Below are 16778 nucleotides of genomic sequence, written 5' to 3'. Positions count from 1 at the left end.
ACAACGGCCTTATCCAACACTGTTACGACCATGTCTGATCAGGTTGACCAATTGGCGGGACTTTACCGCCCCGAGTTTGAACACGACAATTGCGGTATTGGCTTTGTGGCCCATATTAAAGGTCGCAAGTCTCACCAGATTGTATCGGATGCGCTCCAGATGCTTCGGCGTATGGAACACCGGGGAGCCGTTGGGTCTGAACCCAACTCCGGCGATGGCGCTGGATTACTCATCCAGATTCCGCACGAGTTTTTCGTGGACGAAACCCGTAAGCTGGGTGTTCACCTCCCGCCCGCATTCGAATACGGTGTAGGGATGGTGTATTTCCCGAAAGACGTGTGGCTTCGCGAAGAGTGCCGGGCTATTCTGAATCGGAAAATGAAGCGGCTCGGTCTTGAACTCCTGTGTTATCGGGTTGTGCCGGTCAATAACAGTGATTTGGGCAACGGTTCGCGTTCAGCCGAACCGCAAATGGAACAGGTGTTTATTAAACGCCCGGTCGATGTGACGACTGCCGAAGATTTTGAGCGGAAACTCTATATTCTGCGCAACTACAGTACTCGTATTATTAACGAGACGATTGCTGGCGTTGATCACTTCTACTTTTCGTCGCTCTCTTGCCGGACTATTACCTATAAAGGTCAGTTAACGACCTTACAATTAGAGCCTTATTTTCCTGATCTACAGAACGAGGAAGTCGTTTCGGCCCTGGGCGTAGTTCACTCTCGTTTCTCAACGAACACGTTCCCATCGTGGAAACTGGCTCAGCCTTTCCGTTACATTGCCCACAACGGGGAAATCAATACGGTACGTGGTAACGTAAACTGGATCAAAGCGGCTGAAGGTCTGCTCGAATCATCCAAGTTTACGAAGGATGAGATGGACATGTTATTGCCCATCTGCGACCCTAAACAGTCGGACTCAGCCAACCTCGATAATGCGATCGAATTATTGGTGATGAGCGGCCGGTCGCTGCCGCATGTAATGATGATGCTCGTTCCGGAAGCCTGGGACGGTAACCAGCACATGGACCCGGTTCGGAAAGCGTTTTACGAATTCCACGCAGCTCTGATCGAGCCCTGGGATGGCCCGGCATCCATTTCATTTACGGATGGCCGTATCGTAGGCGCTACCCTAGATCGTAATGGGCTACGTCCATCCCGGTTCTGGGTGACTAATGACGATATTGTCATCATGGCGTCGGAAGTAGGGGTTCTGGACATCGATCCGGCTACGGTAGTTTCGAAAGGTCGTTTGCAACCGGGCAAGATGTTCCTGGTTGATATGGAACAGGGCCGCATTGTATCGGACGAAGAAATTAAGGCCGAGATTTGTGCCCGTCAACCGTATCAGCAATGGCTCGACGACAATAAAATCAGAATTCAGGATTTAGAAGCGCCTGTTCGGACGTATAGCCCTTACGAACCAGCCAAGTTGCTACGGATGCAACAGGCGTTCGGGTTTACATCGGAAGATCTGCGGATGATTCTGGCGCCGATGGTGGAGACAGGGAAAGAAGCGCTTGGCTCGATGGGTATCGATATTCCCCTGGCCATCCTTTCGGAACAGAGCCAGCACCTGAGCCACTATTTCAAACAGCTATTTGCGCAGGTAACCAACCCACCGATTGACTCCATTCGGGAGCGGTCTATTATGTCGCTAATTTCGTTTGTTGGCGCAACGTATAACCTGTTGAGTGAATCGCCGGTCCACTGCCGTCAGGTTGAATTGGACCAGCCGGTTCTGACAACCAAGGAGTTTGACAAGCTTCGGTTTATCGACAAGCCAAATTTCCAGGCAAAAACCATTAACTGTCTGTTTACCGCAGATGGGGAAGGTCGCTCGCTCGAACGGGCACTCGAACGGATTTGCCGCTACGCCGAAGATGCCATTCAGGATGGCTATTCCATTCTGGTTCTGTCTGACCGGGCTATTGACTCAAGCCATGCGCCTATTCCATCGTTATTATCAACGGCCGCCATTCACCACTACCTGATTCGTCAGGGATTACGGGGGAAAGTCGGGATTGTGGTCGAAGCAGGTGATGTTTGGGAAACCCACCACGTAGCTACGCTTATTGGTTATGGCGCGTCGGGCGTGAACCCCTACATGGCGTTCGAAACGATTGCCCACATGAAAGCAAAGGGCTTGCTGGCTGTAGATTATGACCTCGACAAACTCTTTAAGAATTATGTGAAGGCGGTCAATGGCGAGTTGCTCAAGATCTTCTCGAAGATGGGTATCTCAACGCTGCAATCGTATCAGGGTGCCATGATCTTTGAATGTCTTGGCTTAAACCAGGATGTGGTTAGCCGCTATTTCACCGGTACGGTGTCGCGCATTGGCGGCATGGGCCTCGACGAAATCGCGAAGGAAATTCTCGTTCGTCATTCGGTTTGTTTCCCCGACATGTCGGTTTCGACTCCTCGCCTGGAAGTTGGTGGTATCTATCAGTGGAAACAGCGGGGTGAAAAACACATTTTCAATCCCGATACGATTCACTTACTGCAACAGTCTACCAAGAAGAACGATTACTCGATCTTTAAGAAATACTCGCAGCTTATTGACGATCAGACCCAGAAGGCAATTACCCTTCGTGGTCTGCTGAAGTTCAAGAAAGGTACACCCGTCCCAATCGACGAAGTTGAACCTATTGAAAGCATCTTCAAACGCTTTGCGACGGGTGCCATGTCGTTTGGGTCGATCTCCTGGGAAGCCCACACCACGCTGGCGATTGCCATGAACCGCATTGGCGGTAAAAGCAACTCGGGCGAAGGCGGTGAAGATGAACTCCGCTATACTCCGCTCGAAAATGGCGACAGCATGAATTCAGGAATTAAGCAGGTGGCTTCGGGTCGTTTCGGCGTAACGAGCTACTACCTGACCAATGCGCAGGAGTTACAGATCAAAATGGCCCAGGGAGCGAAACCTGGCGAAGGTGGTCAGCTTCCTGGCTTCAAAGTCGATGACTGGATTGGCCGGACACGTCACTCCACACCGGGTGTTGGTCTGATTTCGCCCCCACCTCACCATGATATCTATTCGATTGAGGATTTAGCGCAGTTGATTTCTGACCTTAAAAACGCTAACCGGGCCGCCCGAATCAGCGTTAAACTCGTGTCGGAAGCAGGTGTTGGTACCATTGCCACTGGGGTTGCCAAAGCCCATGCCGACCACATCCTGATTTCGGGACACGATGGCGGAACGGGTGCATCTCCCCTCTCATCGATTCGCCACGCGGGTCTTCCCTGGGAATTAGGGTTAGCCGAAGCGCACCAGACGCTGGTTAAAAACAAACTGCGGGGTCGCGTAACGGTACAGGCCGATGGGCAGATGCGTACGGGGCGTGATTTAGCGATTGCGGCTTTGCTCGGTGCCGAAGAATTTGGGGTGGCTACGGCTGCGCTGGTAGCTACGGGTTGTATCATGATGCGGAAGTGTCACCTGAACACCTGCCCAGTGGGTGTGGCCACGCAAAATAAGGAACTCCGTGCGCTGTTTACCGGCAAACCCGAACATGTTGTGAACATGTTCACCTTCCTGGCCATGGAGTTGCGTGAGATCATGGCTGAACTAGGCTTCCGTACTATCAACGAGATGGTTGGACAGTCGCAAATGCTTGAACTACGGAATAACCTGGCGCACTGGAAATATAAGAAAGTCAATCTCGACGCGCTGATCTATAAAGAGCCAACGAATCTGGACGTGGCCCTGTACAAACAGGAAGAACAAAACCACCACCTGGATGAAGTACTCGACCGTAAGTTAATTGAGCTGGCCCAGCCTGCTATAGACGGTACCGTAGAGTCCGTTTATGGAGAATTCACCGTACAGAATATCGACCGGAGTATCGGCACGATGCTGTCGAACGAGATCTCGAAAGTGTATGGCGGCCCCGGTTTGCCAGATAGCTCGATTCATATCAAACTCCGCGGCACAGCGGGTCAGAGCTTCGGCGCATTCAGCACGAGTGGTATTAAACTCGAACTTGAAGGCGATGCGAATGACTACTTCGGCAAAGGTCTCTGTGGGGCACAATTGATTGTGTACCCAGATCGCACCGCTCAGTTTAAGCCTGACGAAAACAGCATCGTTGGTAACGTATCGTTCTACGGAGCCACATCGGGCGAAGCGTTCATTCGCGGGATGGCCGGTGAGCGATTCTGTGTTCGTAACTCAGGTGCTAAAGTCGTTGTTGAAGGCGTGGGCGATCACGGTCTGGAATACATGACGGGTGGTTTGGTAGTCATTCTGGGCAAAACAGGCAAAAACTTCGCGGCTGGTATGTCGGGCGGTGTGGCTTACGTCTATGATCAGGACGGCACATTTGCCTCAAAAGTAAACCCAGAAATGGTAGCGCTGGAGGCTCTAAACGGCGAAGATCAGGGCATCATCCGCGAGTACATCGATAAGCATTTCCAATACACAACCAGTAACGTTGCCCTGGCCCTGATTCAGGATTGGGACAATCAGATGAGTAAGTTCGTGAAGGTAATGCCAAGTGACTTCCGACAGGCGCTAGCTGGTCGGGGTATCTCGCTCGCTGACCAGATTCGCGACAAAAACATTGTTTATCAGGACATAACCGTAGACGTGACGCAGGGGTAAAATACGATGGGAAAACCTACTGGATTTTTAGAATTTACGCGTGAACTACCCAAAAAGCGCGACCCGCAACAGCGGATTCATGATTACAAGGAAATTGAAATGCCGCACTCTGAGCAGGATTCTCAGCGGCAGGCTGCTCGTTGCATGGACTGCGGTACGCCGTTCTGCCACAGCGGGTGTCCACTTGGCAATATCATTCCTGAATTTAATGATGCCGTATACGAACAAAACTGGGCGTATGCTTATGAGATTCTGAGTTCGACGAACAACTTCCCGGAGTTTACGGGCCGTATTTGCCCCGCCCCCTGCGAAGCTTCGTGTGTGTTGGGCATCAACAAGCCGCCCGTTGCCATTGAGTTCATCGAAAAATCAATTATCGAAGCGGCTTTCGAGCATGGCTATGTAACGCCGAAAGTGCCTAAAGAGCGCACGGGTAAAAAAGTAGCCGTTGTTGGTTCCGGCCCAGCCGGAATGGCCGCTGCTGCTCAGTTGAACAAAGCGGGTCACACGGTTACGCTCTTCGAACGGGCCGATCAGATTGGCGGTTTGCTTCGGTACGGTATCCCCGATTTCAAACTCGAAAAATGGACCATCGACCGCCGAATAGCGGTCATGGAAGCCGAAGGAATCATCTTCAAAACGGGCGTTAACGTAGGCGTCGATGTGAAAGCGAAAGACCTGCTAAACGATTTCGATTTAGTGATGTTGACTGGCGGCTCGACCGTTCCGCGTGATCTGCCGATTCCGGGTCGTAACCTGAAAGGAATTTACCCAGCAATGGAATTCCTGAGCCAGCAGAATAAGCGGAATGCCAACATTCCTGTGCTGGTCGATCATCGGGGTGAAAAATACGGCGATGGTGAGTTGCTCGCAACCGATAAAAACGTTGTAGTAATTGGTGGTGGTGACACCGGCTCCGACTGCGTAGGTACGTCGAACCGGCACGGCGCGAAAACCGTAACGCAAATCGAGCTGATGCCGATGCCACCGAAAGATCGGGCAGAAAATACGCCCTGGCCGAACTGGCCAATGATGCTCCGCACCAGCACCTCGCACGAGGAAGGTTGCGATCGGCATTGGTCTATCAACACCAAAGAATTCATTGGTGATGAGAATGGCAATCTGAAAGCACTCCGCATTGTTGACCTGACCTGGAAAAACGAAAACGGTCGGATGCAAATGGTTGAGCTACCCGGTTCTGAGCGCGACGTTCCCTGCGAACTGGCGTTGCTGGCTGCTGGCTTCCTGCACCCACAACACAACGGTTTGCTTGACGATCTGGGCGTTGAGTACGACGAACGCGGTAACGTAAAAGCGACCAACTACCAGACAACGACCAATCCAAAAGTATTCGCTGCGGGCGATATGCGCCGGGGTCAATCGCTGGTGGTATGGGCCATCTCGGAAGGTCGTGAGGCCGCCCGTGCTGCTGATTGCTACTTGATGGGTGAAAGTTTGCTCGAAGCAAAAGCTGTCTCGCTGATCGCTGTTGAGTAGAATTTAAATTCTTTATTTATATAAAAAGCCTGCCGTTTACTCAAACGGCAGGCTTTTTTGTTGGGGATATTTTCTTAAAACATGTGTCTAATTTTGAGTTGATCAATGTGAAGTGATGATAACTAATTATCACGTTGAGGTAAAATAGCCCCTTGATACAAACACATGAGTTAACAAATTATTAAGACTATAGGAAATCTTTTTGATCAACTTAGTCTCTAAAATTTAAAAAGTTCGGTTTCAATAGAATAAAAAACAATCAACCGTACTGGATTATATTAGTAAAATACAAATTACTTCAAAAAGAAAGCAAAGTTATTGTATATTTATGAAGAATAGTCTTTTATAATAAGACAATGTTACTCGAAATATATAAACAAACATGGAGATACTTTATATTTGGTTATACGATTACAAAAACTTTAAGGAACAAGGTTTCAATTTCTCTCCTGAATTTATTTTCGATATTGGAAAGAGTAACCAAGATTTATATAAACTTAATATTTCAAAAAATAAAAAGTTCATCCCAAACTTCTTTGAAAAAGAAAATATTCTAAATGTAACTGCAATTATTGGCCAAAATGGTTCAGGTAAATCAAACATTCTTGATTTTATAAAAAATTCTTTCCCTGAAGGTTACTCATCAATCGAAACTCAAGCAATTATTGCATATAGGTTCAAAGGTAACATTGAAAGAAAAATACTATTAATACCAAATAATAGTTTCGATGTAGTGGTAAGTCAAGACAAGACAGATTTTGAAATATGTAAATATCCATTTGACATACCAACAGAGGCAAACGGACTTTATGGGCAAGACTATTCAGCTGCAGAATATGTTTTCTATTCCAATATATTTGATTTAAAAAGTGAAGAAATAAACATGGCAGGTATGCACAACTTGTCAACTTTGGCTTTTCTAAAATCAGACACAAGCGAATACGAAGGAAAGCAATTATTAGTAAGTGGCGGAAACTATGATAGCTTTCGAGCAAATGAAATAAGGAGGAATATTCAATTTTTACTCTCGGATTACACAGGTTTACTCAAAAATTTCCCGCTTCCAGAACACCTATTTATTGAAATACTTGACAACGATTTGAGAAATTTTAAAAATAAAAAAGATATTGATATTCAGGAAATAATAGGTTTTTTTGAAAAAAAACTCTCTTCAAAAAGATTAAATAATAGAACGAGGTTCTTATACAATATTTATGTTTCTGTTTTTCTAAATTTTTTGATTACTGACCGAGAATTCTCTTCGCCAAAAGGCTACATAAGTAATATTCATTTGTCAAAAAAAGACACAATAAAAAGTTTCATTTTCAATTTCTTCAAAAATTTATCTAGCGTTAAATATTACGATAGTAATTTAAAATATGGAATCTCTATTGATACCTATAAAAGAAAATCTAAAATTGCATTAGATTTTTTTAATTATATTGAAAAGCTCCTAAAAAAACAATCTTTCCACCTCGAAAAAGGAAAAATAGGAACAATTAAATATTCAATAAAAGAAGAAGCCCTTGAAGAACTTACAAAGTTCTTGAATCTATATATAAATTTAAAAGGGTTAACAGATTTTCTTGATTTTAATTGGCGTAATCTTAGTTCAGGAGAACAGTCATTATTTACTTTCATTTCAAGGTTTTATTATTTAAAACACCATCAAATTCAGCATGAAGATTTGAAGAAGAATATAGTAATCTTAATTGATGAAGGTGATATCTATTTTCATCCAGCATGGCAAAAGAAATTCTTTCAAATAGCTATTAACTATTTAAGCGAACTCCTAAAAGACCATAATCTGCAATTTATTTTCACATCCAACACTCCATTTATTACATCTGATTTACCAAAGTCAAATGTGATATTCATTGAGAAAACACCAAACAAGCATGTTCATGTTCAAGGCGTATTGAATGACAGAGCAGAAACATTTGGCGGCAACATTCATACATTATTTTCGGATTCATTTTATATGAAAGGCGCTTTAATGGGAGAATTTGCTGAAGAAAAGATCAATAAAATAATTAAATTTTTGACTAGCGAATCAAAACAAAGAAAGGCCGACTATAAAAAAACGATTAATATCATCGGCGAGCCCATATTAAAAAGGAAATTACAAGAAATGTGGTTTGAAAAATTTGGAGTTGAAGAAGAAATAGCAGAGCTTCAAAGTAGGATTAGAGAACTAAAGAAAAAGAAAAAATGATTAAAATTGGAAAATCAATAAAAGAACTTGACACCTTAGCTGAAATATTCTACAAAGAAGTAGTAAGTAAGCTTGATCTACCTACTCTTATTGAACAAAAAATAAATAATGCAATTCACAATCACTTAGTAGATGAAGAAATTTTTTACAGGGAAATTAAAGCCCACCTAAAAGATATAATTGTTAGTAAACCAGCAGACCTTGAAAATTTATCTAATCTACTTTATCCACTCTATTTAGCTTTAGAAACATTCAGAGTAAATATTTTTCCAGACCCAAGAACAAGAAAGCAAGTACGTGAAGCAAAAAGAATACTTAAAGATGAAATTTTCTCACTCTTTAATTACAATTTCTTTACAACAGATAATGAAGGAAAATGGGCTTACGATCACTCATTAAGAATGGAATTAAATGTTTGTCCTTATTGCAATACTCAATATACTTTCACAATAAAAACTTCGAAAGGAAAAACAAGACCACAATACGATCATTTCTTTAAAAAATCTAAACATCCTTACTTTGCCTTATCATTCTACAACTTGATTCCAAGTTGCTATGTATGCAATGCCAATCTTAAAGGTCAGAAGGAATTTAGACCTAGTACTCACATTCATCCATTTATAGAAGGTACAGAAGATACAATTCATTTCAAAACTAATATAAGCAAAGTAGATTTTTTGCTAGGCAAGAAGAATTTTGATATTACGCTACAAACAATAGTGACGGCAAATACAGGTAAAGCAGCTAGAACAAATAAAAGCTTAAGTGTTTTTCACATTGAAGAGCAGTATGCTTTTCATAAAGCTTATGCAGGAGAAATAATTTATAAAGCATATTTATATACAGACACGAAAATTCAAGAACTTATTGAGCAGTTTCATAAGGCAAACGGAGAAAAAGTTTTTTCTTCAAAAGAAGAAATTATTGAGATGTTATTTGGTAACCACCTTCGAGAAGAAAAATTACATAAAAGAGTTTTATCGAAACTGACGAAAAATATTGCAAATGAACTTGGTATAAAAGTTTAGGAATTATAAAGGTATGCCCCCCTCCTACAACGTCACCTGCTCCTCCTTCTCGTCGTAGAACAGGTAATTCAATAAATCGCAGTAGGGTTTGATGATACGACAGCCGCGTACGATTTCATCCGCGAAGGTAGGTTTCAATACCTCTTTATCGGTGTAGCGGTGCATGAAGAATAACTCTTTCCGGCGCAGTAAGTCAATTTCAGGATGATCGGCGGGGTAACCTTTGGGCATTACTTTCAAGGTCTCGCCATGCGCTTCGGGGAAATACGCTTTGAACTCGTCGGCTTCAATAATATCTTTCAACTCCTGAACATTATAATCCACTTCCTGTCGGAATTTGGCCAGATTAGCCGGTGTCGGCTGCCACATACCCGCCCCCAGAAACGACTGGTTACCCGGCTGAATATGTACGTAGTAATCAATTCGCCCCGAATGCCGTCCGCCGGGACCAATGGCAAAGGCAAGATTTGATTTATAAGGAGCTTTATCTTTCGAGAAGCGGATGTCGCGGTTGATGCGGAAAATACAATCTTTTACACTGGTATTCGCCAGTGGTTCAAATGGGCTGAGGCCCGCCAGCACTCGTTCCACTACTCCACAAAGCTCGGCTTTAGCTGCATCATAGCGAGACCGATTCACCTGAAACCATTCTCGATTGTTGTTTTGAACGAGTTCGCTCATGAACTCAAGCGTAGGTGCTGTAAAGACAGCTTTTGCGGCAGTTTTTGCTTTCATAACTACCCAAAGATAGTTATTTCTGTTTCAGGTTCCATGTTCAATGCTCCATGTTTTAACGACACAATTGGCGGATGAAACATGGAACGTTGAACCTGAAACAGTCTTTTAATTCAGCCTTGACAGTTGCCGCTTGAATTGGCGAGGGCAGATGTTCTCTACCGACCGAAACGCGTTACTGAAATGGGTTATGCTGTTGAAACCCGATTCGTAGCAGGCATCTGTAATGGTTTTAGCCGGATTGCTCAGGATAGTTTTCGCCCGGCGAATGCGCTCCGTCAGAATGAATTGGGCCGGAGATACACCCAGCTCACTTTTGAAAAGTCGGAAAAAGTGTGATTTAGATAGACAGGCTTTATCGCATAATTCCTCTACCGATAAATTACGGGTGATATTCTCCCGGATATACGTCACGATATAGGCCAGCCGGTTCGTATTGATATGCTGGTTCGTGTGCAGTAGTAAGCCAGTTCGCACCTGCGTTTGCGTGAGCCGAACGATCAGTTCACGCAGGGTATTTTTGATAAAGAACGTCTTGAATGGGTTATTTTCCCGAAACAGCCGAATCAACTTATCCCGTAACGAGCTGATTTCCGGGTCGTTACGTAGCAGGTAATTATCCGTACTGAGCTGCCATTGATCCACTGTTTCTACCCTTGGAATGTTCTCATTCAGTTCAGCGATTGTGTCGCGGATAAACTCGTCGGATATCGTTAAGGCCAGACAACGCGTCGGATCATCGGTCGTGGCATCTGGGAAGTCGATCTGCATCAGTCGATCAGAGGGTAATAATAAGGACTCTCCGGGTTGATAATCGAACGGGTCCATTTCACGCAGATGCATCACTTTCCTCCCGCTCAACATGCTGGTCATTACGGGCGCATTGAACCGTAGCTGAATCAGGTCGGCTTGCTGAAATGTCTCATATAAATGCAGCTCGGCTTCGTCATGACTAAGGGTTAACTTATTCTCTACCAGCGTATCCAACCGTGCTCCCCACGCGCTAATCGCTTTATCCTTGCTACCGTTTTCAATTTTTTTCATGCGTTCGAGAATGGGAGAATTCCGTAAGTATTTGAGAGTATAACGCAATTATAGTTGTACAATTTCGGCAAAATTTGTGAAGAAGCTAATTAAATCACATAAATCCTTTTAAACCATGCAAACTGTTGAAGCACCGAGCAAAATTATGCCCCGGCCAATGTTCAAGACCCAATACGAAAACTACATTGGCGGTAAATGGGTGCCTCCCGTTGGTGGCGAGTATTTCGACAACGAATCGCCGGTGGATGGTAGCCTGATTGCTAAAATGCCTCGCTCCAAAGCCGCCGATGTCGATCTAGCCGTTGATGCGGCCCATAAAGCGTTTGAATCCTGGGGAAAAACCTCGGCTACGGAGCGTAGTAAAGTATTGCTCCAGATTGCAGATGTGATTGAACAGAATCTGGAATTTCTGGCCCGCGTTGAAACCGTTGAAAACGGCAAGGCTCTCCGCGAGACGATGGCAGCCGATTTACCTTTAGTGGTTGATCACTTCCGTTATTTTGCAGGAGTTATTCGTGCCGAAGAAGGCTCGGCAACGGAGCTGAATGCCGATACACTGTCGCTGATTATCAAGGAGCCAGTTGGGGTAGTTGGCCAGATTATTCCTTGGAACTTCCCGTTATTGATGGCAACCTGGAAACTGGCGCCTGCTTTGGCCGCTGGCTGTTGCGTCGTGATTAAACCAGCCGAGCAAACACCTACGTCGCTGGCTATTATGATTGAATTACTGGAAGGTATCATACCGCCTGGCGTGGTGAACATTATTCAGGGATTTGGCCCCGAAGCGGGTAAGCCATTGGCGCAACACAAGCGAGTGAACAAAGTGGCGTTCACGGGCGAAACCACCACCGGACGACTGATTATGCAGTACGCTTCCGAAAACCTGGTTCCTGTTACGATGGAGTTGGGGGGTAAGTCGCCGAACATTTTCATGAAATCCATTGCCGATGCCGACGACGAGTTCTTCGATAAATGTGTGGAAGGCGCGGTGATGTTCGCACTGAACCAAGGCGAAATCTGTACCTGTCCGTCACGTCTGCTGGTTCACGAGGACATTTATGATAAGTTTATCGAGCGGGTAATCGAGCGGACCAAAGCCATCAAACTCGGCCACCCACTCGATCCAGAAACCATGATGGGAGCGCAGGCCAGTAACGACCAGTACGAGAAAATTCTGTCGTACATCAACATTGGCAAGCAGGAAGGTGCCGAAGTACTGACAGGTGGCGGTCCAGCCAACAGCGTAGAAGGTGGTTTCTATATTCAACCGACCATTTTTAAGGGCAACAACAAAATGCGGATTTTTCAGGAAGAAATCTTCGGGCCTGTTCTGTCGGTTACGACGTTTAAAGATGCCGAGGAAGCTGTTGCCATCGCCAATGATACGCTTTACGGGCTAGGTGCGGGTTTCTGGTCACGGGATGCGCATGAACTGTACACTATTCCCCGGCAGATTCAGGCGGGTCGAGTGTGGGTGAACTGCTATCATGATTACCCAGCTCATGCACCGTTTGGAGGTTATAAGAAGTCAGGCTTCGGACGGGAAAACCACCTGATGATGTTAAATCACTATCGCCAGGTTAAAAACCTCCTGATTTCGTACAGCAAGAATAAATTGGGCTTCTTTTGATTAAAGAGCGAAAGTGTGAATGAGTGAAAGTGCGAATTACAATGGATAGCATTCTTCACTCATTCACACTTTCGCTCATTCATTCTTTCGCTCATTATGGATAGAATAGACCTCACTCCGGCGGCTGCCGAGATTATTGATAAACTCCGCGCTGAACACGGACCACTCATGTTTCATCAGAGTGGCGGTTGTTGCGATGGTTCCTCTCCTATGTGTTATGCCGTGGGTGAATTTATTATTGGTTCGTCGGATGTGCTGCTCGGGCAAATTGATGGTTGCGACTTCTGGATGTCGAGCGATCAGTTTGAGTACTGGAAACATACGCACTTAACCGTCGATGTGACCCGTGGACGGGGAGCCAGTTTCTCACTCGAAATTCCACTGGGCGTTCGGTTTCTGATTCGGTCAAGAATTTTTGATGACGACGAATATGCGAAACTGCCACCCGTTCATGTTGGCCCGTTAGAGGAAGTATAAAACGGTTTTTGGTATTCGGTTTTGAGTTTACGGCAATCCGTCGCTACGGTAGCTCCCGTGAAATTATCCTAAGGCAGACCAACTCGTTATCTTATACCAAAAACCGCAAACCGAATACCGTAAACTACTAACAATCAGCTTGTTTTTTAGCTATCGTATCTGTAGATTCGATTAGTTTTCACTAAACGCTTACAGGTATGAATGTTTTAAATCGAATTGAAAACTGGGGTGATACGCATCACCCAGCCTGGACCGACGCCCTACGCATTATGCTGGGCATTATACTGGTGCTGAAAGGCGTCAGTTTTATTAGTGATACGGCCTACTTGACCCGACTTGTCGGTGGTTTACATTTTAGCCTCTGGCCAGTTATGCTGGTCCACTATGTAGCCTTTGCCCACCTCATGGGCGGTTTTCTGATTGCACTCGGTTGCCTGACCCGTTTAATGGTCATCCTCCAATTACCCATTCTAGTGGGTGCGCTCTTCTTCGTCAACATTCGTCAGGGATTTTCCCCCATGAATTCTGAACTTTGGTTGTCCGTCATCGTTCTGTTGCTCCTCCTCTTATTTCTGGTCATCGGCTCAGGCAAGTTTTCGATGGATGAATATGTGAAGCAGCATAGTCATTAGTCTGAACCGCACGGGCGGCCCCGCGGGGCCGCCCGTGCGGTTCAGAAAATATACCGAACTCCACACCACGGGATCTCCTCTTGTACCAACTGCTCAAAAATGGCAATCATTTTTCGCTTCAACTGATGTTGGTAACGGATGTTCCACCCGCCAAATTGACTGACTTTACTCTCCTGTAATTCAGGCACCCACAGCAACTCTTCGGCTTTTGGGTTAATGATTAAATTGGCCTGATGTTGCCATTGATTATGGGTCAGGAAAATAACTTCGCAGTTGAGCTGCTGCCGGACCTCAGGACGAACAGCCGCGTTGAGTTGGCGAAATAGCTCCCGATAGTCGTTACGCCATGCCTTACGGTCACCGTCGGGGCCACTATAAACGATGACGGGCGAGAAATTCACATGAACCTCGTAGCCTGCATCGTAAAAGTCATTAATAGCCGCTATTCGCTTTTCGATACTATCCGTTCGAACGTCAACGAGCTTACTAACATGGCTGGGCATCAGACTAAACCGAATCCGTATTTTCCGTTTGGGATCAAAGTTGAGAAGTGCCGGGTTGACAAATTTAGTGGCAAAGGTGGCCTTGGCTCGTGGATGGTCGCGGTAAAAAGCAAATACTTGCTGTATGCCATCCGTCAGGTCATAATCAATCGAGATATCCGAGTTACAACCGATGTCGTACGTCCAGAAAGCTGGATCGGTCTGGTTAGCTGGTTTGGGCCAGGCAAGCGAATGAACATGCCGATCAACGCTGGCAAGATTCTCATCGATGTTGGTAAACAAGGTAATTGGATTGACATTTTTATGCCGATCGACGTAACAGTACGTACAGGCTCCAAAACATCCATTCGCCAGACTCGGCGCAATATAATCGGCACTGCGACCACTCCATTTAATATCCTGGGCCTTCAATTTACCCAGCACCAGCACATCGGATTTAACCTTAAAATGATTCATACCCAACTCGGGTAGTCGGTTATGCTGCTTCAATTCGAGCGTTTCGGCATTCGGAAATTGGGCCAGCACAGCTTCGCCCCGTTCGTTGAGTGAATCGGCTGTATACAGAATAATCGATGGATTGAAATCAGGCATTAATCAGTTGTTGAGTGTCTAGTAACTAAACGCCTTATTGCATGGCTAAGTTCAAAATCAACTTATCACAACACATTGATTTACAAACAAATAACAACCTCACCTAGGCAAAACAGTCTTAGTTTATGCTTCTCTTGAATAATGACTCATAGCCTTACCTTCTTTTAACCTTGACCGCACGCTCAAAGAGTTGTGAAAGACATTACCTGATGGTATATTTTGCTAAAAAACCGGTTATACCGCATGAAGCAGGTTCTATCCATTCTCTTATTAAGCTGTTTATTTCTGGGTATTCTTAGCTATACGACTCAGGAAAAGGGCGATAAAGCTAACTTATCCATTTCCTACACACCCGATATTCCACGCACCTGGGACAGTACCGCAATGGCGACCGTTGAACTGCCTTTAGCTACCTCAAAGGCTTCGCCCAAACACGTGTCGAGTGATTATTATTATAAACTGCCCGAACGGGTTATTTATAAAAGCTATCCGGTTTACGCACCAGGGCGCGAACCCAAAGGCTATTGGGAATGGCTGAAGAAACAGGAGCCTCAGGTTGTTTTCGATCCAGCAAAGCTCAAAACCGAAGCGGACTGGATCAAGGCGGGCGAGGTGCTTTTCGATACGCCTATTGACACCGACGGCGCTATCCTATCGAATGAAGACGTTCGCGATCCGGCTTTTTATGCGTATACCAAAATGCCAGTAACCCAAGAGGGCATTATGCCCTATGCCCGCTACGTTATTACAGAAAAAGGGAAAGTACTCACTGGAAATCTTGCCTGTAGTATGTGCCATACGCGTGTTGAGCCGAACGGTACGGTACTCAAAGGCGCTCAGGGCAACTTCCCTGGCGATCTGGCCACCGCCTGGTTGATCCGTAATCCTAATTTTCCGGAGGCAAGCGCCCAATTTTTAACGGGTGTTTTGTTCGATGCCCCCTTTGTCAAAGACGATCCCAATAGTCAGCTTAGCCATAGCTCAAAAGCGGCTATTGTTAAAGCTTTCGAAGCCGTACCGCCTGGCGCATTTGGGCGTCAGGGTACCAGTATATTGTTCCCTCCTTCGGTGCCAGACTTAATTGGCGTTCAGGAACGCACCTATCTGGATCACGGCGGTTTATCCCGCCATCGGAATATTGGTGATATGATGCGTTACATTGCTCTCAATCAGGCACTGGATTTTTTAGGCGATTATGACGGCTACATTCCCGTTGGTGCTCAGCATAAAACGCGACCCGAAGCCGGTAAAAGTCAGTTTACAGGCACATTCGATCGGCATAGCGAAGCCCAGCTGTATGCCATATCCAAGTACGTTTATTCCCTGAAACCACCCGTCAATCCGAATAAACCCAGTGCACTGTCGAAGCGTGGTGAAACCATTTTCATTGAGCAAGGCTGTGTTAGTTGCCATACGCCCCCGCTCTATACGAACAATATGCTAACCCCTGCCGATGGGTTTACCGTGCCTGATGACCATCTAAAAAAATACGACATTTTCGATATTTCGATCGGGACCGATCCGGGTTATACGATGAAAACACGACGTGGTACAGGTTATTATAAAGTGCCATCATTAAAGGGTGTTTGGTATCGAGGGCCTTTCTTACACGATGGTTCGTTAGCCACCCTACCTGATATGCTCGACCCAAATCGACTACAGGACAAGTATGTACCAACAGGATTTAAAGGAGCCGATGTTAAAACGAGAGCCGTTCGGGGACATGAGTTTGGGCTTGAGCTATCAGCAACCGATCGAAATGCGTTACTGGCTTTCCTAAAAACGCTTTAACCAGTGCTGTTCCAATTTAGATTCTAT

General features: G+C 45.5%; 11 protein-coding genes. 8 read left to right on the top strand and 3 right to left on the bottom strand.

Annotated elements, in window-relative coordinates; all coding sequences use genetic code 11:
• Positions 1–30: 30 nt before the first annotated feature.
• The 4 genes from gltB to ACYVGR_RS29185 all read left to right on the top strand — a co-directional run bounded on the left by gltB (position 31) and on the right by ACYVGR_RS29185 (position 9348).
• A complete protein-coding gene (gene gltB / locus ACYVGR_RS29200; protein ID WP_460963508.1) occupies positions 31–4608 on the top strand; it encodes a glutamate synthase large subunit in 4578 nt (1525 codons plus the stop codon).
• A 6-nt stretch (positions 4609–4614) separates the two neighbouring features.
• Positions 4615–6105, top strand: coding sequence for a glutamate synthase subunit beta (locus tag ACYVGR_RS29195; RefSeq protein WP_460963506.1), 1491 nt, complete (start codon positions 4615–4617; stop codon positions 6103–6105).
• Positions 6106–6487: 382 nt separating this feature from the next.
• The gene (locus ACYVGR_RS29190) at positions 6488–8320 is read left to right on the top strand and encodes a hypothetical protein (protein ID WP_460963504.1); all 1833 of its coding nucleotides are present in this window, start codon (positions 6488–6490) and stop codon (positions 8318–8320) included.
• Positions 8317–9348: a hypothetical protein gene (locus ACYVGR_RS29185; protein WP_460963502.1), complete on the top strand. Its 1032-nt coding sequence runs from the start codon at positions 8317–8319 to the stop codon at positions 9346–9348. Before ACYVGR_RS29190 ends, ACYVGR_RS29185 begins: the two co-directional genes overlap by 4 nt.
• 24 nt (positions 9349–9372) lie before the next feature.
• Here ACYVGR_RS29185 and ACYVGR_RS29180 read toward each other — a convergent pair whose 3' ends face one another.
• Positions 9373–10083 (bottom strand): DUF2461 domain-containing protein, encoded by a 711-nt coding sequence (locus ACYVGR_RS29180; RefSeq protein ID WP_460963500.1) that lies wholly within the window; start codon positions 10081–10083, stop codon positions 9373–9375.
• Between the two features lie 108 nt (positions 10084–10191).
• Positions 10192–11127, bottom strand: a complete 936-nt coding sequence (locus tag ACYVGR_RS29175) for a helix-turn-helix transcriptional regulator (protein ID WP_460963498.1) — start codon at positions 11125–11127, stop codon at positions 10192–10194.
• Between the two features lie 115 nt (positions 11128–11242).
• Here ACYVGR_RS29175 and ACYVGR_RS29170 point away from each other — a divergent pair, with 115 nt between their 5' ends.
• The 3 genes from ACYVGR_RS29170 (at position 11243) to ACYVGR_RS29160 (ending at position 13866) form a co-directional block, all read left to right on the top strand.
• Positions 11243–12757, top strand: coding sequence for an aldehyde dehydrogenase family protein (locus tag ACYVGR_RS29170; RefSeq protein ID WP_460963496.1), 1515 nt, complete (start codon positions 11243–11245; stop codon positions 12755–12757).
• A gap of 96 nt (positions 12758–12853) precedes the next feature.
• A complete protein-coding gene (locus ACYVGR_RS29165) occupies positions 12854–13234 on the top strand; it encodes a DUF779 domain-containing protein (RefSeq protein WP_460963494.1) in 381 nt (126 codons plus the stop codon).
• Between the two features lie 197 nt (positions 13235–13431).
• Positions 13432–13866 carry a DoxX family protein gene (locus ACYVGR_RS29160; protein WP_460963492.1) on the top strand — a complete coding sequence of 145 codons (435 nt, stop codon included), beginning with the start codon at positions 13432–13434 and terminating at the stop codon, positions 13864–13866.
• A gap of 41 nt (positions 13867–13907) precedes the next feature.
• On the opposite strand, the gene ACYVGR_RS29155 is transcribed toward ACYVGR_RS29160, so the two are convergent.
• Entirely contained in the window at positions 13908–14960 is a 1053-nt protein-coding gene (locus ACYVGR_RS29155) for a spore photoproduct lyase family protein (protein WP_460963490.1), read from the bottom strand.
• A 243-nt stretch (positions 14961–15203) separates the two neighbouring features.
• Here ACYVGR_RS29155 and ACYVGR_RS29150 point away from each other — a divergent pair, with 243 nt between their 5' ends.
• Entirely contained in the window at positions 15204–16751 is a 1548-nt protein-coding gene (locus ACYVGR_RS29150) for a c-type cytochrome (RefSeq protein WP_460963488.1), read from the top strand.
• Positions 16752–16778 lie beyond the last annotated feature (27 nt).

Source organism: Spirosoma litoris (assembly GCF_054776755.1).
The sequence above is the reverse complement of the archived record's forward strand: the minus strand, read 5'-3'. Positions and strand labels throughout refer to the sequence as shown.